Genomic DNA, 21,019 nt, shown 5'->3' with positions numbered 1-21,019 from the left:
GTGCGGATTTTGCTCATAACTCAGTGGTTTGATCCCGAACCCAGTTTCAAGGGGCTGCTTTTCGCTCAGGAACTGCGTCGCCAGGGCCATCAGGTGGAGGTGCTGACCGGGTTCCCCAACTATCCGGGTGGCAAGGTCTATCCCGGTTACCGCATTCGGCCTTTTCAGCGTGAGGTTATGGACGGCATTCCCATTCTGCGCGTCCCACTGTATCCCAGCCATGACGGATCGGGAGCCAAGCGCGCATTGAATTACCTTTCCTTTGCGGCGGCAGCCTCAATTGGCACGCTGTTCGTGAATCGGCCTGATGTGGCCTACGTGTATCATCCGCCCGCCACCGTCAGCCTTCCAGCAATGGTCCTGCGGGCACTGCGGGGTGTGCCTTTCGTTTATGATATTCAAGACCTTTGGCCCGACACCCTGGCTGCGACGGGCATGATGGAAAACGCCGCCGTCCTGAAAGGCGTGAGCGGCTGGATGAACCGGGTGTACAGGCAGGCCGCGCACGTCACTGTGCTTTCGGAGGGCTTCAAGGAGCGGCTGCAACAGCGCGGCGTGCCAGAGAACAAACTGAGCGTGATTTCCAACTGGACCGACGAGGGCCAGATCACTATGGCAACACCGGACCCGGCCCGCGCCCGTGAACTGGGCTTCGAGGGCCGTTTCAACGTGGTCTTCGCCGGAACGATGGGCAAGGCGCAGGCGTTGGATACGGTTCTTGAAGCCGCCGAAGTCTTGCGAGAATCCCAACCAACCGCCCGCTTCGTAATGATCGGCGGGGGGGTGGAAGTCGAGCGACTCCAGGCGCAGACGATGGAAAAACAGCTTTCAAACGTGGTTTTCTTGCCGCGCCGTCCGCCCTCGGAAATCGGGGAGATTCTGAATCTGGCCGACGCCCTGTTGGTTCACTTGAAAGACGATCCGCTGTTCGCTATCACCATTCCTTCCAAAACCCAGGCGTATCTGATGGTCGGCAAACCCATTCTGATGGGCGTGCGCGGTGACGCCGCCTGGATGGTCGAGGATGCTGGGGCTGGGTACGCCTTTGAGCCACAACATCCGCAGGCACTGGCCGACGCTGTGGCACGTTTGATGGGAATGACGGCGGCAGAACGCAAGGAAATGGGCAGCTCTGGTCAGGCGTACTACTGGCAAAGATTGTCGCTGGAAGTCGGGGCAAGGGCATTTGTTCGGGTCTTCGGCCAGGTGGTTATGGCGAACCGATCCTCAGACCGTTTCAAGCGTCTGCTTGACATAGTGGCGGCGGGCAGTGGCCTGGTCATCCTGAGTCTCCCTCTCGCGGGTCTGGCCTCGCTGGTGCGCCTCAAGCTCGGTTCCCCCGTCCTGTTCAGCCAGCAGCGCCCCGGCCTGCACGGCCAGCCCTTCACCATGCACAAGTTCCGCACCATGCGCGACGCGGTAGACAGCCACGGCCAGCCACTGCCCGACAGCGAACGCATGACCCCGCTGGGTCGCTTTCTGCGCGCGTCCTCGCTGGATGAGCTGCCGGAGCTGGTGAACGTACTGCGCGGCGATATGAGCCTGGTGGGGCCGCGCCCGCTGCTGGTAGAATATCTGGAACGCTACACACCCCAGCAGGCGCGGCGGCACGAGGTCCGGCCCGGCATTACGGGCTGGGCGCAGGTCAACGGGCGCAACGCCATTTCCTGGGACCAGAAGTTCAAGTTAGACGTGTGGTACGTAGAGAACCGCAGTTTTGCGCTGGACATGAAAATATTGTGGTTGACGGTGCAGAAGGTCTTCAAGCGCGAGGGCATCAGCGCGGCGGGTGAAGCCACCATGCCCCGATTCGAAGGACAGGGAGAAATTTAATGCAAGACATCGTGGTGTTTGGAACAGGCGGCTTCGGGCGTGAGGTTCATCAGATCATCGAAGACCTTCAGGCGCGCGGTGACGCTTTGAATTTTCTGGGTTTCCTGGACGGTAATGCAAACCTGCACAACACGCAGGTGCATGGATTCCCCGTGCTGGGCGGCGTAGAGTGGCTAAATGGCCGTACAGACGTGTTGGTGGGGATGGGCGTGGGCAATCCAAAGGCCAAGCGCAAAATGATGGGGCAGATCGCTGAGCTAGGTGCGCGGTGTGCCACGTTGGTTCATCCGCTGGCGTGGGTAGGCAACCGAGTGGACCTGGGCGAAGGCTCAATTGTCTGCGCGGGCGCGATGATCACCACCGATATTCGCCTGGACCGGGGCGTCATTATCAACATCAACTGCACCGTGGGACACGACACTACGCTACATGATTACGTGACGGTTGCGCCTGGTGCCACCATTTCAGGCAATGTCGTTGTGGGTGAGGGAACCGATCTGGGGACAAATAGCGCAATTATTCAGGGCGTGACCGTAGGAGAATGGGTCATTCTGGGGGCAGGCGCGGTGGTCAGCAAGGACTTGCCCGCAAACGTGACTGCCGTGGGTATCCCCGCTAAAGTTATCAAAGAGCGGCCCATAGGCTGGCATCAGGAGTAGAAATGAGCAAAGCAACCGTTCGCACCTTAGACCGCACCCTGGCCCCTTGGCCCGTCTTTGAAACCGATGAGATAGAGGCTGTTTCGGAAGTCATGCGCTCCGGTAAAGTCAATTACTGGACCGGCACCGAGGGCCGTGAGTTTGAGAAAGAATACGCCGCCGTGCTGGGTGTGCCGTATGCCATCGCCTTGCACAACGGCACGCAGGCGTTGGAGCTGGCGCTGTACGCCCTGGGCGTGGGCGCGGGCGATGAGGTCATCACCACGCCACGCACTTTCATCGCCTCGGCTAGTGCCGCCGTGATGCGCGGGGCCGTTCCGGTGATGGCCGAAGTTGACCGGAACAGCGGCAACATCACCGCCAAGACTATCTGTGCCGTGCTGACCCCGCGCACACGGGCGATCATCGTGGTTCATTTGGCCGGGTGGCCCGCCGACATGACCCCGATTATGGAACTGGCCCGCGAACACAACTTGTTTGTCATTGAGGACTGCGCCCAAGCCCACGGTGCCAAGTACCACGGCCAGCACGTAGGCACCATCGGGCACATGGGCTGCTTCTCATTCTGCCAGGACAAGATCATGAGTACCGGGGGCGAGGGTGGCCTGCTGGTCACGCATGATCAGGACCTGTGGCGCAAAGCCTGGGCCTTCAAGGACCACGGCAAGAGCTACGACGCCGTGTATCACAAAGAGCATCCGCTGGGGTTCCGCTGGCTGCACGAATCCTTTGGCACCAACTGGCGCATGCTGGAGGTTCAATCTGCGATTGGGCGCTTGCAACTGCGAAAGCTGCCGGGCTGGACAGGGCAACGCCAGCGCAACGCGGCGGTGCTAGCCGGGCGCTTCTCTAGGCTGCCTGCCTTGCGCGTGCCCACCGTCCCGGAAGGCTCGGAACACGCCCAATACAAGTTTTACGTATATGTGCAGCCGAAAAACCTGCGCGCAGGCTGGAGCCGTGACCGCATCATGGCCGAGGTCGTGGCGCGCGGCGCACCGTGCTACACTGGCACCTGCTCTGAAATCTATCTGGAAAAGGCCTTCACCGACGCCGGACTGGGGCCAAAGGAACGGCTGCCCGTGGCCCAAGAACTGGGCGAGACCTCACTGATGTTCCTAGTTCACCACACCTTGACCGAAGCCGACATGAGCGCCGTAGCAGACGTGGTGGAAGAGGTCGTGCGAGAAGCGACGCGCGTCGACAGTTAGCGTCAGGGCCGACGGGGGACGAATCCCAGATGCTCTAGGTTGAGGTTGCGGTCCGCCAGGGTGACGCCGTAAGCGTTTGTTACAGTGACACTCAGGGGCGTCGCCCCCACAGGCACGCGGACTGGGGTGAACTCTTCCCCGGTCTGCACAGTTTGAATGACCCGTCCATTCTGTTTGAAAGTCACCAGAGGATAAGCGCTTTTGCCCTCTCGCCCTTGGGCCTTGAAGGTGAGTTCGCCCGCCGCACATGGGATCAGGGTTGCCGGCACATCACGCACCAGAATGGCGATTCGGTCTTCTGGATACCACGCGCCTGCGTTTTCGGCTGGAACGGTGACGCTTTGAAAACCCTGGCAGCCTGGGGCCGTCAGTTGAACATCGGAGAGCGTGGCCACACGAACATCCGCCAAGTAATAGTCGTTGAGATAGCTGAGGTACAGGCGTCCAGGGTGGGGAATGTCAATTTCCAATTCCTGTAACCTGTTCACCCTTGGGGCGGCGAGTATGACATTGTCCAGTATCACCAACAACTGGGGGTCTTCATCCTTGGCGCGTTCGCCAATGGCCGTGATTCTCAGTGTTCCTGCCGAACAGAGACTAGCCTCTAGAATGGACTCCCCCCCAAAGTAAAAGCCGTCCCCGCGCGCTTGCACGGAACCCTGACTGAGCTGATAGACCGGTTGAAACACCGGGGGCTGTGAGCATGAGGCGACGGAGGGCGTCGGTGGGGCGAGTTGCGGGACCGGTCTGGCCTGCCCAGTGACGCCCAACCCCACCCACACCAGTAACGGTCCTATTCCCAGGACCAGCGCCTGTAAAAGCGGTTTCACCGTCGCCCCGTCAGCCACAGCAACGCGCCCCCGGCCACCACGGCGATTAGGTCCGGGGCGTAGGCGGCAATCACGCCGGATACCGCCCCGTTCTCGCCCATTACCCGGAAGACGCTCCAAGTGGCGTAGTACGCAAACGTCAGCAGCAGTGCCCACACCAGTCCCAGGTCACGCCCGCTACGGAAGGTAAAGACCGCCAGACTGACCGCGAAGAAGGCCAGCGCCAGGGCGGCCAGCGGCTCGGCAAACTTGCGGTGCAGCGCTGTAAAGTCGGCGGGGGAGCGGATGTTCTGCTGGCGGTACAACGCGGTCTTGGCCCACAGCTCGCGCAACGGCGTATAGATGGGCTTCAATTCGCCGCTGCCCGCGTCTAGATCGGCCTGCACGTCCTGCACGGGCAGGCTGCCCGTCTTGAAGGTCAGCACTGTGACGGGGCGCGCGTCCTGGTAGGTCACGCGCTGGCCGTCGCGCAGTTCCAGCACATTGCTGCCCGGTGGCAAGCGGCCCGAGCGGGCGGTGATGACCTCGCGGGGGGGCAGTCCGTCCTGCATGGTCACGATCCGCAGGTCCTCCAGCTCGCCGCCGGGGCCGATCTCGCCCACGCTGATGGCCCGGTCCAGGGCGTCGCGCAGCACGATGCGCTGGCCGTCTGCCCCCGTTCCGTCCAGGCCGATTACACGCGGATTGTCGAAGACGATCTCCTGCTTGACCTTGCGCTCCTGCACCTTGGCGCGCGGTACCAGTCCCTCACCCAGCGCAAAGGCCAGCACGGTCACACCCAGGCCCAGCACCAGCACCGGCCACAGCAGCCGGGTGGCCGGAATCCCGGCGGCCAGCGCGCCCTTTAGTTCTGAATCGCTGCTCAGCCGAGACAGCCCCAGCAGCGTGGCGAACATCAGCGCAATGGGCAGGGCGCGGGCGGCGGCCTCCGGCACGTTCAGCGCCAGCACCCGCGCCACCAGCACTGGATTGGCCCCCTTGGCCAGCAACGGCGCAATGACCTCCTGCAAGGCCGCCAGCACCAGCAGCACGATCACGGCGGCCAGCGCCCCCAGCAGCAGCGGCAGAATCTCGGACAGGACGTAGCGTTCAAAGAGTTTCATGGAGTGCCCTTTGGGCGTCTAAGGGTCAAAGGGTCTGAGGGTCTAAAGGCGGGGGATTGGAAGTCAAGGTTCTGCGGTGGCATGGCCCGCTCCCCTCCTCTGTCCCTTCGGGAAATCTCCGATAGGAGAAGCAGAGCCTGTGCTTTTAGCCCCTCCCCCCTTGTGGGGGACTGGTATAGCTCGGCACGAGAGGCTGGGAGGGGGGTGGCGGGCGAAGCTCGCCCCGCTGCCAGGAGACGCGGCACACTACTTTCTCTCACCGCAGTCTCCAGGCCAGTCCGCCTGCCAGCAGCAGGAAGGCGAGGTTAGGAATCCAGGCGGCCAGGGTGGGGTTCAGCGCCCCGGCCCCGGCCAGTCCCGGCATGGTGGTCCACAGCACGTAAAAGCACACGATAAAGACCAGCACGGCGGCAAAGGCGGCGGCGCGGTTGCGGATCAGCAGGCCCAGCATCCCGGCGGCCAGGGCAAAGACGATGGGCGTGGCGGGGTCTGCGGCGCGGGCGGCCAGTTGAAAGGTGTAGTCGCGCACGCCCTTGCGGCTGAGCGTATCGCCAGCCAGTGCGGCACGCAACTCGGCGTTGCTGACCTGCTGGGCGGCGGGCGGCGGTGGGCGCAAGGTGTCGGTCTGCGGCACCACCACGTCGGTGGGGGAACGCTGCGGGTTCTGGCCGGGGCGCGTGATCCACGGGTTGGTCAGGGTCCAGGTCTGCTTGCCCGAATCCCAGGCACCGAACTGCGCCGTCAGGATCTCGTCGCCGCGCTGGACCATCACGCCGTCGAGCCGGGCCACCTGACCGCCGCTGCTGTCATTGTTCACGCGGCCTGCGTAGTAGAGCGCGCCGGGCGGGGCGTAGGTGTATTTTTCCTGCTGGGGCGGCGGCGGGGCCATGTCGTAAATGCTGTACCACGAGCGGTCCCAGTTCGCCAGCCCTGCCGGAACCAGAATGCCAGCGTTGAAGTACGCCAGCACGCCCACCAGCGCAAAGGGAATGGCCAGTGGCCACACCAGACTCAGCGGGCGGATGCCGCTGGCCAGGATCGCCTTCAGCTCGTTGTCGCGCTGCATGCGTGAGAAGGCCAGCAGGATCGAGAACGGCACCGCCAGCACCAGCGTCTTGTTCAGGTTCTGCGGCAAAATGGACAGAAAGGCCGCCACCGCCTTGAACACAGGCGGATGGTAGATCAGCAGCTTGCCCACGGTGCTGCTCAGGGCGTCGGTCATCAGCAGGGTCAGAAACAGCGCCACGCCCGCCAGATACCAGCGGGCAATCTCGCCGAGTACGGTTCGGGTCAGGATGGGCACGGCCAGGATTCTAGCGGCCCAGCATGAGGAAAAGGGGGCGGAATGCGGTTTTGCTGGGGGCAGTGGATGGGGGAGGGGAGTCTTTCGCCCAGTGGCAGCTCTGGCCTGCTCCCACGGTTGAACCTCTCTCCTGCGGAGCTGTACCAGCCGGTCTGCTCCGCAGCCAGCTCCCCTCAAAAGGGAGCCAAGAAAGCGCTGCTGGACGAGCAAATCCGCAACTCTTGCCTCTCTTCTCAGGGGAGGTGCCCCGGAGGAGCGGACTCGCAGAGCTGCGAAGCAGAGGGGTCAAGCGGGCAGGGCCACCCTGTATCCTCCACCCCAATCAAAAAAAGCCCCCTCCATGCGGAGAGAGCTGAACGAGAGGACTGCGCTATCCCGCCTGTGGTGCCCCGGCTCCCTCCCCGGCCCACCCCTTGCGCTCGTGGCGGGCCAGCCGCTCGTGCAGGTGCAGGATGGCGGCGTTGCCGTGTGCGCCGCGCTCGGTGATGGCGCGGGCCGTGGCGGCGTCCAGGTAGGCCAGCCGCAGCAGTTCGGTGCTGCTCAGGCCGTCGCGGGTGGCCTTCACCCCGCGCTCGCGGCGAATGCCCGCGCTGTCCAGGCCCACCACGCTGCGGTTGCTGATGCTGCCCAGTTGGCCGTACACGTTGCCCTCGCCGCCGTGGCGGGCCACCGTCGCCATCAGTTCGCGGCGGGCGTCGGTGCTTTCCAGGCGCGAGGCCAGCCAGCGCCGCGCCCCCGGATCGGCGCTGCGTTCGGCGATCTGGGCGGCCAGTTTCACGTCGCCGCCCATCGCGCGGGTCAGCAGGTCCTGCGCCCGTTTGCGCCAGCGCCGCGCCTGCACGGTGTCCACCACAAAGGCCAGCCGGGAAAATTCAGCCAGACTCAGGGTGGCCTCCGGCCCAGCGCCAAAGTCGCGGGCGGGCGAGGTCAGATCATGTTCAGTGGCCAGGGCGTTCCAGTCGGCAGAGATTAGCCCCAGTTGCGTCAGGGCAGAGGAAGCGAGGAGGAATCCGTCGGCGCTGATGGGCAGCCGGACGGTGCCGAATTCGAGGGTCAGCGGGGCGTTTTGCATACATAGATTATAGCATAAATTATGTAATAAGCATAATTAGAGAGGATGGCTTAGAGGGGCTGGAAGGGGCGTTCCAGGATGTGCCAGACCCCTTCTTCCCCTCTTCTTCGCAGCTTCGCAAGTCCGGCCTCCGAAGGGAGGCGACGGGCTGTCCGCGCGGCCCGTTTGACGGTGCCTTCTGGTTTCCTCTGAGGAAACAGACTGGGGATTCGCCCCTCCAGCTCACCGCCCCTCCCCCATAAGCGCGACTAGACTGAACGCACGACGCCATCTCCACGACACCGCTTCCATGACACCGAGCTTCTCCATGCTATGAACACCCACTTCTGGAGGTTTGCCCCATGTCCGAATCTGATCAGGCCGCGCCCATTGCCCCTTCCGCCGAGCGCTTTCCCGTTCCCCAGAGCGTACTGGCGCGCCTGCGTTCCGACCCGCAGGCAGACATCGATGCGGCGGCGGCGGACCCGGACGCCTTCTGGCTGGCGCAGGCGCGCAAGCTGGAATGGACCCGCGAACCCACCCAGGGCCTGAGCGGGGAGGCCCCGAACTTCCAGTGGTTTGCCGACGGTGAGACCAACGTGACCCTCAGCGCGCTGGACCGCCACGCGCGCGGCGCGGCGCGGACCCGCGCGGCGTTCATCTGGCTCTCGGAAACCGGGGAGGAGCAGGTGCTGACCTACGGCATGCTGCATGAGCGGGTGGAACGCGCCGCCGCCGGACTGCGGGCGCTGGGCGTGGGCCTGGGCGAGCGGGTGGTGATCTACATGCCGCTGACCCCCGAAGGCTGCATCGCCATGCTGGCCTGCGCGCGGCTGGGCGCGGTGCATTCGGTGGTCTACGCGGGCCTGGGCGTGGGCGCGCTGCGGGACCGCATTACCGACGCGGGCGCGCGGGTGGTCATCACGGCGGACGTGGGATACCGGCGCGGCAAGCTGGTGGACCTGTACTCGGTGGCCGCCGAGGCCGTGGCCGATCTGCCGCAGGTGCAGCATCTGGTGCTGTGGGAGCGCATCAAGACCTTCTCGCGCGAGCATGACCCGCGCACGGTGGCGTGGGAAAGCCTGTTCACGCATGGGCGGGCCGCCGCCGCACCCGTGGGGGCCGAGCATCCGCTGTACATCCTCTACACCTCGGGCAGCACGGGCAAGCCCAAGGGCGTGGTCCACACACACGGCGGCTACATCGTGGGCACCGCCTACCACCTGGGCGCGCTGTTCGACGTCACCGAGAGCGACGTGTTCTTCTGCACCAGCGATATCGGCTGGATCGTGGGGCACGGCTATATCGTCTACGGCCCGCTGGTGGCCGGGGCCACCGTGCTGTTCCGCGAGGGTGCGCCGGATTACCCGGACCCCGGCATCCTGTGGCGCAGCACCGAGAAGTACGGCGTGGACGTGCTGTTCACCGCGCCCACCACCCTGCGCCTGTTCATGAAGCTGGGGGCCGAGGTGCTGGAACCGTATGACCTGAGCCGCCTGCGCGTGATCGCCTGCGCGGGCGAGGCGCTGAACCCGGAGGCGTGGCGCTGGGCGCAGCAGCATCTGGGCGGGGGACTGGAGGAAGGCGCGCACGCCATCGTCATCGATCACTGGTGGCAGACCGAACTGGGTGCGCCCACCCTGGGCAGCCACCCGCGCTGGGACGCGCGCCCCGGCTTCGTGGGCCGCCCGCTGGCCGGGGTGGTGGCCGACGTGGTGGACGAGGCAGGAAACAGCCTGTCCGACAACGTGCAGGGCCAGTTGGTGATCCGCCGCCCCTTTCCGTCCATGATGCGCGGCATCCACGGCAACCCGGAAAAGTACGCCCAGGTCTGGAGCGAGAACCCGGCGGGCTACCTGTCCGGCGATCTGGCCCTGCGCGATGCGGACGGCTGTTTCTCGATCCTGGGCCGCGCCGACGATGTGCTGAGCGTGGCCGGGCACCGCATTGGCAGCTCGGATGTGGAAGACGCCCTGGTCTCTCATCCCGCCGTGGCCGAGGCTGCCGTGATCGGCATTCCCGACGACCTGAAGGGCCAGAGCATCATCGCCTACGTGATTCTGCTGGCCTCCCACAGCGCTGCTGAGGCCAGCCTTCCGGGCCTGCGCGCCAGCATCGGTGAGCATGTCCGGCGCGAACTGGGGCCGATTGCCACGCTGGGCCGGGTGGAGATCGTGACTGCCCTGCCCAAGACCCGCAGCGGCAAGATCATGCGCCGCGTGCTGCGTGCCCAGGCACTGGGCGAGGACCCCGGCGACCTGACTACTTTGGAGGGCTAGCAGGAGCATCCCCGGAGGTCTGGAGACGTGGCAGGATGTCCCTCGATCTTGCTCCTTCTATGCGTGCGAGGAGAGCTGTGCGGCGGCTGAGGAGGGCAGGCCGTCAACAAAACCGGATTTCGGGCAGCTTCATTCCATCATCGCGGGCATGGCCGCCACGTCGCCGTCAAAGCCGGGACCGGCCATCTCCGCCGTATGAATCCGGTCCCGGCCCGCAGCCTTCGCCCCATACAGCGCGTCGTCCACCCGCGCCACCAGCCGGGTCAGATCGTCGCCCGCGCGGCAGGTGCTGACGCCGAAGCTGGCGGTCAGCGGGCCGACCTGCGGGTGGGGCGAGGCCAGCAGCCGTTGCCGCAGCGCCTCGGCCCGGCGGGCGGCCCCGGCCTCGGCCACGCCGGGCAGGATCAGCATGAACTCCTCGCCGCCCCAGCGCCCCGGCGTTTCACCGGCCTGGGCGCTGTGCCGCAGCAGCCCGGCGATATGCGCCAGTGCGCTGTCTCCGGCCAGGTGGCCGTGCGTGTCGTTCACCGCCTTGAAATGATCGATGTCCAGCATGATCACGCTGCCGCCTCTGCCGGGGAAAGTCTGGGTTGGTGAGGTCAGGTCCGGGGCCGCCGCGTCCGGGTGGGCCGGGTCCAGCAACGTTTCGATCTGCTGGTACAGGCGGCGGCGGTTGGGCAGGCCGGTCAGGGCGTCGGTCCACGCCTCGTGTTCCAGCCGCAACTGCTTGTGGGCCAGCGCGATGAATCTGTTCTTGTACCACGCCAGCGCGTGCAGCAGCATCATCACGGTGCCGGTGGAGAGAAAGAGTTGGAGTTCGAGGAAGGCCGGCTTCAGATCCCCCTGTGCCGCGCGCAGCAGCACCAGCCCCAGGGCCGTGCCGAACATCCCCAGATTCAGCAGCCCGGCGCTGCGGGTGCCGAACACCAGATACCCGAAGATCGCGTTGGTGATCAGCATCAGGTACATGTTGAGGCTGACCTGACCGCCCACCACGCCGTAATACGCCTGAAACAGCACGAACAGCGCATTGAAGGCGATGGTGATCTTCAGCGCGCCGTCCAGCGACTTGCCGCTCATGATCCGGTAGGCGGCCCACAGGCACACCAGCGCCATTACCGCGTACAGCCCCAGCATAGGCGCTCTGGGATCGGCACTGGACGCCTCCAGCCCCCACAGGATCAGCAAAACGGGCACGCCGCAGATCAGCGCGGTCAGGGCCAGACCCTGGTGCAGCGTGTGCCTGAGTTCCGCGCCGGGTTCCTGGGTCAAGTTGCCTGTTTCCCCGGCAGCCATGCTCACCCCGGTCTTCGGGCGCGCTCGCCGGACGCGCGCCGAATCTGGAAGTCTGAAAAACGCGGGGAACCGCATGTCCCGAGCTTAGGGCAGTGCAACCCACAGTCCTGTCACAGAACCCTTTCACGCTGCCGGATTTACCTCAATCCGTCTGCGCTCACGGGTAGCGCCCCAGCCGCTCCACCAGCAGGGCAAAAAAGCCGTCCGCGTCCACTCCGGTCACCACTTCGGCATTCTTCGGCTGCCCGGTCACGTTCCACACGTCGGCCACCGTGCGGCCCGCGCTGGGGCCAGCGGTCAGGTCCATCTCGACGTGCATGGAGCGCGACACGAACAGGTCCGGGCGCAGCAGCCACGCCACGGTCATCGGATCGTGCAGCGCGCCGCCGTCCCAGCCGTAGCGCTCGCGGTGGTGTTCAGCAAAGAATTCCAGCAGCACCGCCGCGAATTCGCCCATCCGCGTGCCCAGCGCCCGGAACGCCGCCACGCGGGCCGGGTGCGCGATGGCCTGATGCGTGACGTTCAGGCCGAACATCGTCAGCGGCACGCCGGACGTGAACACGATCTGCGCCGCGTGTGGATCGGCCAGCGCATTGAATTCGGCGGCGGGGGTCCAGTTGCCGGTGTCGGTGCTGCCGCCCATCCAGACCACCTGCCGGATCAGCGGAACGATGTCCGGCGCGAGGCGAAAGGCCAGCGCCAGGTTGGTCAGCGGCCCGGTGGGCACCAGCGTGACCTCGCCGGAGCGGGCGCGCACGGTGTCGATAATGAAATGAGCAGCGTGCCCGGCCTCTGCCCCACGCGTGGGCGTGGGGAGGTCGGGGCCGTCCATCCCGCTGTCTCCATGCACCGCCTCGGCGCTGATGCGCCCCCGGACCAGCGGGCGGTCCGCCCCGGCAAAGATGGGCACGTCCATGCCGCTCAGTTCGCGCACGATCAGGGCGTTGCGGGTGGTGTGGTCCAGGCCCACGTTGCCGAACACGGTGGTCAGGCCCAGCACCTGAAACTCTGGACTGATCAGTGCCAGCAGGAAGTTGATGGCGTCGTCGTGGCCGGGATCGCCGTCCAGGATGATGGGCTGGGCAGGGGTGGACGTGACAGGCATTGTGTCATTTGCTGATTTACCCAGGGTTAACCCCCCTCGTCTGGGTTAACCCAACGTAAGCTGCGCGCCATCTGTCCCATCCCGAAGTGGCTAAAATACGGTCATGAAGGGCCTGAAAGAATTTGTCGACTGGCTCCGGGAAATCCTGGGGGGCGCGCCTCAACCCCAGCCAGTCCCTATCCCTGTTCGCGTGCGCGACCGCTGACAGCACCCTCTTCACCCACCAACCTCCACACCTGCCTGTTCCGGCGGGTGTTTTTCTGTTGTGAGGGTGTTGCTGGCCTGGGATGATGGGCCGGGGCGGTCCAAAAGCTACACACACTCCGGTCATCCGGGCCTTGGCCGCGCTAGCATGCTGGGCGTGCCGCAGCGCGCCGAACAGGCAATGGAAGAACATGGAATGGGGGAACTCCGGGCGCTGGTGACAGGTCGCCCGGTCCCGGAAGTGCAGGGCATCGAGCGGGCCTACGTCTTCTCGCGTGATGCCCACGCCGGGGTCAACCGCAAGAGCGGCGAGCCGTACATCACGCATCCGGTGGCGGTGGCGGTGATCCTGGCGCGCCTAGGCATGGACAGTGACAGCATCATGGCCGGGCTGCTGCACGACACCGTGGAAGACGTGGACGGCGTGACCTTCGAGCAGATCGAGACCCTGTTCGGGCGCGACGTGGCCCGCATCGTGGAGGGCGAGACCAAGGTCAGCAAGCTGAGCAAGCAGGGATCGCAGTCGGCAACTGTCAGCGACGCCGGGCGCGACCTGCAAGCCGAGAACCTGCGCCAGATGCTGATCGCCATGACCGACGACATCCGCATCATCGTGGTCAAGCTGGCGGACCGGCTGCACAACATGCGCACGCTGGCCTCCATGCGGCCCGACAAGCAGCAGCGCATCGCCCGCGAAACGATGGACATCTTCGCCCCGCTGGCACACCGACTGGGCATCGGGCAGATCAAGTGGGAGCTGGAGGACCTCAGCTTCCGCTACCTGTACCCCGATGACTTCGCCTACCTGCAAAGCCGCCTGCAAAGCCGCCAGGACGAGCGTGACGCGCTGATCGGCGAGGCGGTCACGCAACTGGACGAGGCGCTGGCCGACGATCTGGAACTGCCCGAGTGGGTGGCCGACATCGACATCTCCGGGCGCAGCAAGCACCTGTGGAGTGTCCACTGCAAGATGCAGCGCGAGGGCAAGGGCCTGGAGCAGATCTTCGACCTGCTGGCCATCCGCGTGATCGTGACTCCGCGTGACCTGATCGTGCCCGAAGGCACCGACGAAAAGAGGCGCGAGAAGGCCGAGGCCACCCGCGAGAAGCGCATCTGCTACCACACGGTGTCTATCGTGCACAGCATGTGGACCCCGCTGCCGGGCCGCTTCAAGGACTACATCGCCGTGCCCAAGCCCAACGGCTACCAGTCGCTGCACACCACCGTGATCAGCCAGAGCGGCCAGCCGATTGAGGTGCAGATCCGTTCGCGCCGTATGCACGAGGTGGCCGAGTTCGGCGTGGCGGCCCACTGGATGTACAAACAGGGTTCGCAACTGGCGCAGAAGGACCGCGAGAACTGGATCGCCCAGCTCCGTGAGTTGCAGGACGAGATCAACGACGCCAGCGACTACATGGACGCGGTCAAGTCCGACATCCTGGGCCAGCGGGTGCGGGTCTTCACGCCGCGTGGGCTGGCGGTCAGTCTGCCGTCGGGCAGCACGACCATCGACTTCGCGTATCACATTCACAGCCGTATCGGCGAGACCACCGTGGGCGCGCGGGTCAACGGCAGCATCGTGCCGCTGGCGCACAAACTGGGCAACGGCGACATGGTGGAGATCGTGACCAGCAAGAACGGCCATCCCAGCAAGGACTGGCTCAATTTTGCCGTGACCCGCAGCGCCCGCGCCAAGATCAGGCATCACTTCCGGCAACTGGAACGCGACGACGCCCGGCAACGCGGCCATGACATGCTGGAGCGCCATCTGCGTAAACGCCAGCTCCCGGTGCGCCAACTGATGCGGACCAAACTGCTCGAAGACGCCGCCCAGAAGCTGCTGAGTACCCGCAACCCGGACGACCTGTATTTCGCCATCAGCGCGGGCAAACTCACACCCTCGGCGGTGGGCCGGGTGCTGTCGCCCAGTCTGGCCAGCGAGCAGGGCGCGGCCCCCGCCAAACGCGGCCCCAAGCCCCGTGCCCCCGAGACCGGTGGCGTATACGTGGAGGGCTTTACCACCGCCACCAAGCTCAGCAACTGCTGCTCCCCGATCCGGGGCGATCAGATCATGGGCTACCTGACGCGCGGACGCGGCGTCAGCATCCACCGCATCGACTGTCCCAACATGATCCGGCTGCTGAAAGTCGAACCCGAACGCTGCGTGGCCGCGAGCTGGGATGTGGGGATGCCGGGCCTGACCCTGGTGGACCTGGACGTGGTGGCCCCGGACCGTCACGGCCTGCTGGCCGACGTGCTGGGCGCGCTGAGCGCCGAGAAACGCAGCCCGCTGAAGGTGGAGGCCAACGTGGACCTGGACAATGTGGCCCACATTCTGCTGCGGCTGGGCGTGCGCGGCAACACGGATCTGGAGCAGGTGCGCGCCGCGATTGGCAAGGTGGAGGGCGTGAGCGACATCGTGCGGCTGGGCCGCAATGCCGCGCGCGGGCGCAAGAGCAGCGGGGCCAGCGCGTGAGCGGGCCGACACAGGGGATAAATGTTCCCCTGGCGGCGGCGTCCGCCTCGCGGCTGCTCCGCAGCGTGACGTGGGGTGTGCCCGCGCTCATCCTCGCCGTGGCGCTGATTCCAGACAGGGAAAACACACCGCTTTTTCGGGGTCTGCTGACCGTACTGGCCCTTCTACTCTTTGCCCTGTTCCAGCTCGCCCCGCGCCGTCTGGCCTATACCCTGACCCCTGACGCCGTGGTCATTCAACGCGTGCTGAATCAGACCCGGCTGCCCTATGCCAGTCTGAGCGCCCGCCGGACCTCTGGCGTGCTGGGAATGCGCACTTTCGGGACCGGAATACCGGGCTACCTGACTGGGCACTTTACGCTGTCGCACGATGGGCAGGGTGTCAGTCGCGTGCTGGCCGCCGCTTCTGCCAGTCGAGGTGGCGTGCTGCTGCATTCCGGCGACGCCAACTACTTCCTGACCCCTGCCGATCCAGCCACCTTCCTGGCCGAACTCTCGCGGCGCGGGGTAGGGTTGGCCGCATGACCCTCACGCTTCTGCCGGACCTGGGCGATCTGCTGAGGTTGCATCCGCAGTACAACGCCGGGACCGTGGTGGAGATCCTGCGCCATCTGGGCGCATCTGAAGTGCTGTGGGCCAGCGACACGGACCCCGATCACCCGTTGCGCGACGCGCTGCCTGCCGCCCGCATCGGCATTCAGGACGGCTTCACGGCGGACTGGGCCTGGGCCGACGCCGAACACGGTCAGCTCCAGGGCTTTCTGAGCCAGTACCCGCAGGGCCGCGAACGCCTGCGTGGGGCGGCGGGGGCCGAGCGTGAGTTCGCCGCGCTGGTGACGGTGCCGATGCTTCCAGCACAGGTGGTGGGCGCGGAGGTGCTGGACGCCGCTCGCGCATATCACGCGGCCACCCGCGCCGCACTGGACGAGGGGCCGGGAACGCACTGGCGCGAGAAACGCCTGACGGAACTGGCGGCGAAACTGGCCGGGCAGACGGGCGTCGTGATCGTTCCGCTGGATGATGTTCCTGGCCTGCTGGACCTGCTGCCGGATTCACGCGTGCCAGACCTGAGCGGCTTTGCCCCCGGCGAAACGAGCCGCCTGCGTGCCCTGGCAGACCGCGCATGGCAACTGCGCGAGGACGACGATCTGAATGCCTTGCTGGCCGCGCTGGACCGCGAAACGGGGGACCGCGTGACGCCGGGAGCCGAACTGTCTGCCGCCGCTGCTGGAATCTATCTGGCGGTGGGCGATCTGGTGGCCGCCCGCGAGCTGTTGGAGAGCGCTGCCCACGCCCTGACCGATGACCTGCCCCGCAGCCTGACCGGCCTGACGCTGGCCCGGCTGGGGCAGGTGCGCGACGCCCAGGGAGACCGCGAACTGGCCACGCGCACCTACCGCGCCGTGCTGGCCCTGAACCACGCTCCTGCCATCGCCATCGCCACGGCGGAGGCGGGCTTAAAGGAGCCGTTCAGTCTGACTCTGGAAGGGTAGGGCGCAGGCCCGCCACACCTCAAAAACCGCGCCCCACCCTTGCCCGTCTGGGCGAGAAGTGGGGCGCGGTGAGGCGATTACGCAGCGGGCTGTTCGGTTGTATTTTCCTCGGTCTCGGCGGCGCGGCGGCCCCGGCCCGGACGTTCGGCGGGGGCGGAGGCTTCCGGCTGTGGTGCCTGGGCAGGCGCAGGGGCCGCCGCCGGAGCCGCGCCGATGCGGGCCAGCGTGTCACCGAAGGCTTTCAGCGCGTCGCCGCCTTCCAACTCGGCCACCGCACGGGCATTCAGCGCGCCCAACTCCTCGCGGGTCACGGCATATTCGGGCGCGTCGTGGCCCTTCAGCCCCTGCAAGACGCGGTAGGCGGTGGCGGCCTCGATCCTGGCCCCCTTGCCGGTGGTCACCCCGGCGTCGCTGAGCATCTCCGCGCCGATCAGGGTGATGGTCTCGCCGCTGATCAGGGTCACGCGGTCACCACGCTCCTCCATGTGGGCGGCCAGTTGCAGCAGACCGCGCAGGTCCAGCATCTGGTGGAAGAGATCGAGGTGGGCCAGCATCGCCCCTGCTTTCTTGAGGGTATCCATAGGCCCATTATTCTGTTTTAAGCGTAAATGTCAAGTAGTATTTATAAGGAGTTGAGTGAAAAGCCATCCGAAGTCCCTGCCACACGACAAAAAGGGGAGAGGCATGCTCACCTCTCCCTTGAAGGTTCGCGGATTAGCGTTGCGCCTGGCTGCGTCCGATCAGCGTGACCTTGACCATCATCGGCTTGTTGCCCCGGAGAACCGTCAGGGTAATGGTGTCGCCGGGCCTGTAGGTCCGCACGGCGTACTGAAATTCATCGAAATTGATGATGCGCTTGCCGTTCACCTCGGTCACGATGTCGCCGGAAATGCGCTGATCCTTGTCGTTGAGTTTCAGCGGCTGAAGGCCCGCCTTCTCTGCCGGGCTGCCCGGATTGACGCCGGTGAAGAATGCGCCAGGGGTGTCCCCCAGTTTAAGCAGCGCGCTGGCACGCTTGAAATCCGTGGCGTCGATGGTCAGCAGCGCGGTGTACGGCCCGTTCAGGCTGATGCCGATGATCGGCGCGTCCAGCTTTTTCCCGGCGCGAAGCTCTGCCAGTCGGGCATCACTGGCCGTGACTGGCACCGCGAACGAGGCCGGTCCCTTCTCACGGCTGACGCTGATGTAGCTGACGATCCCGGTCAATTCGCCCCTGACATTCAGGATCGGGCCGCCGCTGTCACCGGGGATCAATGGGGCGCTCATCTGGAGGGTACCGGGCGGGAAGGTGGCCCCGCCGGGTCCGGCGTCGGCCTCCAGGCCGGTCAGGCGGCCTGTTTTGGGTTGCAGGAAGGTGCCGCCGCCGTTGCCCACCGCCAGCACCGCGTCGCCCACGCCGGGGCGGGCGCTGGCCAGCGGCACGAACGGCGTGGCCCCGGGCACCGAGACCCGCAGCAGCGCCAGATCGTCCTGATCGTCGTAGCCCACCACCTCTACCGCGTAACGTTTCTTATCCACCGTCTGCGCACTCAGTTTGCTGGCCCCTTCCACCACATGGTAGGCGGTCAGTGCCAGCCCATCCGCCGAGATCAGCACGGCAGAACCGATCCCGTCGGGTTCGTCGCAGGCTCCCGGCACCGTGTTGTCGCACTGCTCGATCCGTAGCGTGGCAGGCCGCACCTTGGAGAACAACGTCTTGAGGGTCTGTTTCTCGGCGTCCGTCAGTGGTTTTGGGGTGTTGGCGGCGCTGCTCTGGGCGGGTTTCTGGGTCTGGGCAGTTTTCTGGGCGTTGAGCGGGATGCCCCGGAAGCTCTGCAATTCGGTGGGATCGCTCAGCGTGGGCATGGAGGGCGGCGGCGGGTCAAGGGGCGCGGTGCGGGGGTCACCCAGGTTGAGCGTCGGCAGGCTGGCCCCCGGCAGTCTGTATTTCACGCCCTGCGCCCCTGCATCGGCCACCCCCAATCCACCCAGCAGCAGGCCAGTCAGCAGCAGATTGCGAAGTTTAGTGTCCCGGCCCCGGACATCCCGGCGCGGGAGACGGTCAGTCTCGGCGGTCATGGTTCATTGTGCGTGCGCCGGGGCGGTGGGTCTGTGTTGGGACTTTCCATCTGGTCTCATCCGCCCCCCAGAACGTCAGATCGCTTGCCATCAGCGTGATTGGGGAGGCGGGAGCAAGGGCTTTCTGACCCTGGCCTCCACATTTTCAACCCTGCCCGCGTCCCTCGGCCTCGGCTGGTGCTGGGTCCGGGGCGAACAGGGCAGGGGAGGGAGACAGCCCCAGGCGGCGCTCGATCAGCGCGCCCAGCCGGGCCAGGATGCCGGGGCCGCTCCAGCCGGTCACGCAGGCAGCGGCCAGCAGCAGGGCCGGGGCCGGATCGGGGCGCAGCGTCACGGTCATCAGGGCCACCACCGTCAGTGCGGCGATTCCGGCGGCCACGGCCAGCGCTGCTACTGTGCGGGCACGCGGCGTCTGATCCTGCCCCAGCAGCCGCGCCAGTTGTGTGATGCCCCCGGCCACGAAAGCCGCTCCCAGCAGCGGGGCCAGGGTCAACAGGGAGGGAGGAACAGGAGAGCTGTCGGACATGATGACCTCCGGTGGCGCGGCTGGTGGTGTTGCGGCTGAAGACGAACGCGGACGCCTGATTCTGCTGGAGGCGTATCCAGGCCCGGAGTGTAATATGTCTGTGGACATATATCAAGTGGGATGGATTCCAGTTGCAGGTCCACGGGTCATTAGACTCGGTGCATGACTGGCGAACCGTCCTTGCGTGAGCTGCCCTCACTTGATCTGCCCCAATTGGAACTGGCTGCCTGGCTGGGGGCGCGGCGTGCGGCGCTGAATTTGCAGCAGGGGCAGGTCAGCGCCCGCACGCTGGACCACGGCGGGCAGGCCGGGCGCGTGACCCAGCCGTACCTGAGCCGTCTGGAACGCGGCACCCGTCCGCTGGAAGCGCTGACCCCCGCTCGTCAGGACGCCCTGCGCCGCGCGCTGGAGATTCCGGCGGGCGAGTGGGTGGCCCGCACCGGGCTGCCGCTGCTCCAGGCTGCCCCGGGCGACGACGCCCTGGAGGTGCTGGAGCTGGTGCGTGTGCCGGTGCGCGCCCTTGCCAGCGCCGGGCTGCCCGTGACCGAAGACCACGCCAGTGTCATTGACCACGAACTGGTGCCCGTGCGCGATCACCGTCCCGGCATGCTGGTGCTGGAGGTGGGCGGCGAGTCCATGACCACCGCTGCTGGGGGCGGCATCCGCCCGGGTGACCGCATCTATGTCGATCCCGGCGATCTGGACCTGCGCGAGGGACTGGTCTACGTGCTGCACATCTCGGGGCTGGGACTGACCGTCAAACGGCTCAGACGGTACGGGGGCGCGCTGTGGCTGACCAGCGACAACCCCGATCACCCGCCCGTGAAGCCGGAGGAGGTCACGGTGGTGGGCCGGGTGTACTTTCACCAGCCGCGCGGCGTGCGCCTGTGAAGGCCGGGCGCTAGAGTTTTGGATGTGTCCGAGCCGCTCCTGACCACTGTCTTCGTCTACGGCACCCTGATGCCCGGCGAGCGCAACGCCCACATCGCCGCGCTGGGCGGCAGCTTCAGCGCCCGGCCCGCCAGTCTGGGCGGTTACCGTCTACTGCACCTGTGGCCGGAAGCGTACCCCGCTGTCGTTCCGGGCGACGGGGAAGAGGTCGTGCGCGGCTTTGCCCTGAATTACGCGCCCGCTGACTGGCCGCTGGCCCTGCCATTCCTGGATGAACTGGAAGGCATTGATGAGACGCCGCCCCTGTATACCCGCCAGCAGGTCACGCTGACGCTGGATGACGGTGAGAAGGTGCCTGCCTGGGTCTATCTCTACGCCGTGTCCGAACGCCTGAACCGCCCCGGCGTCCTCCCCGTGCCAGGAGGTGAATGGACCGCCATCCCGGACCGCACCCGCACCCGCGAGAGTGACCGCTGAAGATTGGGACCAAGAAAGCCCCATTTCAAAGCCTGCCAACCCCACCGAAACGGCAACCGAAGGCCGTCGGGCGCGAAGCGGACGGGCCGCATTTGGCGTGACGGAGCAGGGCATTAGACCCGGACGCCGCCGTCCACTCCCGCCACCCACGTCCATAAACCCGTGCCCAGTGCAACGTTAGCTCCCCCTGCCCCTCTGGGGGAGGGGGCTGGGGGGTGGGGCTGCCCG

18 protein-coding genes are annotated in these 21,019 nt (G+C 66.0%); 9 read left to right on the top strand and 9 right to left on the bottom strand.

What is annotated here, in order from left to right:
* Genes BOO71_RS29120 through BOO71_RS23375 form a run of 3 tightly spaced genes read left to right on the top strand, consistent with a single transcriptional unit; the run spans position 1 to position 3,700 of the window.
* A complete protein-coding gene (locus BOO71_RS29120; RefSeq protein ID WP_075836634.1) occupies positions 1-1,833 on the top strand; it encodes a sugar transferase in 1,833 nt (610 codons plus the stop codon).
* Entirely contained in the window at positions 1,833-2,492 is a 660-nt protein-coding gene (locus BOO71_RS23380; protein ID WP_075836632.1) for an acetyltransferase, read from the top strand. The genes BOO71_RS29120 and BOO71_RS23380 overlap by 1 nt, the downstream gene beginning before the upstream one ends.
* A gap of 2 nt (positions 2,493-2,494) precedes the next feature.
* A complete protein-coding gene (locus tag BOO71_RS23375; protein WP_075836630.1) occupies positions 2,495-3,700 on the top strand; it encodes a DegT/DnrJ/EryC1/StrS family aminotransferase in 1,206 nt (401 codons plus the stop codon).
* Positions 3,701-3,702: 2 nt separating this feature from the next.
* Here the strand turns inward: BOO71_RS23375 and BOO71_RS23370 are convergent, their stop codons facing one another.
* From BOO71_RS23370 to ddrC, 4 genes are all read right to left on the bottom strand, one after another.
* Positions 3,703-4,389: a hypothetical protein gene (locus BOO71_RS23370; protein ID WP_217694939.1), complete on the bottom strand. Its 687-nt coding sequence runs from the start codon at positions 4,387-4,389 to the stop codon at positions 3,703-3,705.
* A 137-nt stretch (positions 4,390-4,526) separates the two neighbouring features.
* Positions 4,527-5,633 carry an LptF/LptG family permease gene (locus BOO71_RS23365; protein WP_075836626.1) on the bottom strand — a complete coding sequence of 369 codons (1,107 nt, stop codon included), beginning with the start codon at positions 5,631-5,633 and terminating at the stop codon, positions 4,527-4,529.
* A 256-nt stretch (positions 5,634-5,889) separates the two neighbouring features.
* On the bottom strand, positions 5,890-6,936 hold the full coding sequence (locus BOO71_RS23360; RefSeq protein ID WP_075836624.1) for an LptF/LptG family permease: 1,047 nt from the start codon (positions 6,934-6,936) through the stop codon (positions 5,890-5,892).
* A 370-nt stretch (positions 6,937-7,306) separates the two neighbouring features.
* Complete coding sequence (gene ddrC / locus BOO71_RS23355) at positions 7,307-8,008, bottom strand: DNA damage response protein DdrC (protein ID WP_075836622.1); 702 nt, start codon at positions 8,006-8,008, stop codon at positions 7,307-7,309.
* Between the two features lie 341 nt (positions 8,009-8,349).
* On the opposite strand from ddrC, the gene BOO71_RS23350 reads away from it, so the two are divergent.
* On the top strand, positions 8,350-10,266 hold the full coding sequence (locus BOO71_RS23350; RefSeq protein WP_075836620.1) for an acetate--CoA ligase: 1,917 nt from the start codon (positions 8,350-8,352) through the stop codon (positions 10,264-10,266).
* Positions 10,267-10,395: 129 nt separating this feature from the next.
* Here BOO71_RS23350 and BOO71_RS23345 read toward each other — a convergent pair whose 3' ends face one another.
* Both BOO71_RS23345 and BOO71_RS23340 read right to left on the bottom strand, forming a co-directional pair.
* Entirely contained in the window at positions 10,396-11,538 is a 1,143-nt protein-coding gene (locus BOO71_RS23345; protein ID WP_175607518.1) for a GGDEF domain-containing protein, read from the bottom strand.
* Between the two features lie 181 nt (positions 11,539-11,719).
* Positions 11,720-12,667 (bottom strand): nucleoside hydrolase, encoded by a 948-nt coding sequence (locus BOO71_RS23340; protein ID WP_075836616.1) that lies wholly within the window; start codon positions 12,665-12,667, stop codon positions 11,720-11,722.
* Between the two features lie 400 nt (positions 12,668-13,067).
* Here BOO71_RS23340 and BOO71_RS23335 point away from each other — a divergent pair, with 400 nt between their 5' ends.
* Genes BOO71_RS23335 through BOO71_RS23325 form a run of 3 tightly spaced genes read left to right on the top strand, consistent with a single transcriptional unit; the run spans position 13,068 to position 16,839 of the window.
* Entirely contained in the window at positions 13,068-15,347 is a 2,280-nt protein-coding gene (locus tag BOO71_RS23335) for a RelA/SpoT family protein (protein ID WP_075836686.1), read from the top strand.
* The gene (locus tag BOO71_RS23330) at positions 15,344-15,871 is read left to right on the top strand and encodes a PH domain-containing protein (protein WP_075836614.1); all 528 of its coding nucleotides are present in this window, start codon (positions 15,344-15,346) and stop codon (positions 15,869-15,871) included. The genes BOO71_RS23335 and BOO71_RS23330 overlap by 4 nt, the downstream gene beginning before the upstream one ends.
* Positions 15,868-16,839, top strand: coding sequence for a hypothetical protein (locus tag BOO71_RS23325; RefSeq protein WP_075836612.1), 972 nt, complete (start codon positions 15,868-15,870; stop codon positions 16,837-16,839). Before BOO71_RS23330 ends, BOO71_RS23325 begins: the two co-directional genes overlap by 4 nt.
* A 77-nt stretch (positions 16,840-16,916) precedes the next feature.
* Here BOO71_RS23325 and BOO71_RS23320 read toward each other — a convergent pair whose 3' ends face one another.
* From BOO71_RS23320 to BOO71_RS23310, 3 genes are all read right to left on the bottom strand, one after another.
* The gene (locus tag BOO71_RS23320; protein ID WP_075836610.1) at positions 16,917-17,420 is read right to left on the bottom strand and encodes a multidrug DMT transporter; all 504 of its coding nucleotides are present in this window, start codon (positions 17,418-17,420) and stop codon (positions 16,917-16,919) included.
* Positions 17,421-17,553: 133 nt separating this feature from the next.
* Entirely contained in the window at positions 17,554-18,897 is a 1,344-nt protein-coding gene (locus BOO71_RS23315) for a S1C family serine protease (RefSeq protein ID WP_254843277.1), read from the bottom strand.
* A gap of 145 nt (positions 18,898-19,042) precedes the next feature.
* Positions 19,043-19,423, bottom strand: coding sequence for a hypothetical protein (locus BOO71_RS23310; protein WP_075836608.1), 381 nt, complete (start codon positions 19,421-19,423; stop codon positions 19,043-19,045).
* A 162-nt stretch (positions 19,424-19,585) separates the two neighbouring features.
* Between BOO71_RS23310 and BOO71_RS23305 the strand changes: the two genes are divergently transcribed.
* Together BOO71_RS23305 and BOO71_RS23300 are read left to right on the top strand one after the other, a co-directional pair.
* A complete protein-coding gene (locus BOO71_RS23305) occupies positions 19,586-20,314 on the top strand; it encodes a S24 family peptidase (protein ID WP_075836606.1) in 729 nt (242 codons plus the stop codon).
* A 24-nt stretch (positions 20,315-20,338) separates the two neighbouring features.
* Positions 20,339-20,791, top strand: coding sequence for a gamma-glutamylcyclotransferase family protein (locus tag BOO71_RS23300; protein WP_075836604.1), 453 nt, complete (start codon positions 20,339-20,341; stop codon positions 20,789-20,791).
* Positions 20,792-21,019: the final 228 nt, after the last annotated feature.

This window comes from Deinococcus marmoris (genome assembly GCF_001949125.1).
Lineage (GTDB): Bacteria > Deinococcota > Deinococci > Deinococcales > Deinococcaceae > Deinococcus > Deinococcus marmoris_A.
The sequence above is the reverse complement of the archived record's forward strand: the minus strand, read 5'-3'. Positions and strand labels throughout refer to the sequence as shown.

Excerpts from the sequence above, each read along its gene's own strand:
- BOO71_RS23380 (WP_075836632.1), top strand. The coding sequence starts at position 1,833 with ATGCAAGACATCGTGGTGTTTGGAACAGGCGGCTTCGGGCGTGAGGTT.
- BOO71_RS23350 (WP_075836620.1), top strand. The coding sequence starts at position 8,350 with ATGTCCGAATCTGATCAGGCCGCGCCCATTGCCCCTTCCGCCGAGCGC.
- BOO71_RS23340 (WP_075836616.1), bottom strand. The coding sequence starts at position 12,667 with ATGCCTGTCACGTCCACCCCTGCCCAGCCCATCATCCTGGACGGCGAT.
- BOO71_RS23325 (WP_075836612.1), top strand. The coding sequence starts at position 15,868 with ATGACCCTCACGCTTCTGCCGGACCTGGGCGATCTGCTGAGGTTGCAT.
- BOO71_RS23305 (WP_075836606.1), top strand. The coding sequence starts at position 19,586 with ATGACTGGCGAACCGTCCTTGCGTGAGCTGCCCTCACTTGATCTGCCC.
- ddrC (WP_075836622.1), bottom strand. The coding sequence starts at position 8,008 with ATGCAAAACGCCCCGCTGACCCTCGAATTCGGCACCGTCCGGCTGCCC.
- BOO71_RS23335 (WP_075836686.1), top strand. The coding sequence starts at position 13,068 with ATGGGGGAACTCCGGGCGCTGGTGACAGGTCGCCCGGTCCCGGAAGTG.
- BOO71_RS23320 (WP_075836610.1), bottom strand. The coding sequence starts at position 17,420 with ATGGATACCCTCAAGAAAGCAGGGGCGATGCTGGCCCACCTCGATCTC.
- BOO71_RS23315 (WP_254843277.1), bottom strand. The coding sequence starts at position 18,897 with ATGACCGCCGAGACTGACCGTCTCCCGCGCCGGGATGTCCGGGGCCGG.
- BOO71_RS23375 (WP_075836630.1), top strand. The coding sequence starts at position 2,495 with ATGAGCAAAGCAACCGTTCGCACCTTAGACCGCACCCTGGCCCCTTGG.
- BOO71_RS23365 (WP_075836626.1), bottom strand. The coding sequence starts at position 5,633 with ATGAAACTCTTTGAACGCTACGTCCTGTCCGAGATTCTGCCGCTGCTG.
- BOO71_RS23310 (WP_075836608.1), bottom strand. The coding sequence starts at position 19,423 with ATGTCCGACAGCTCTCCTGTTCCTCCCTCCCTGTTGACCCTGGCCCCG.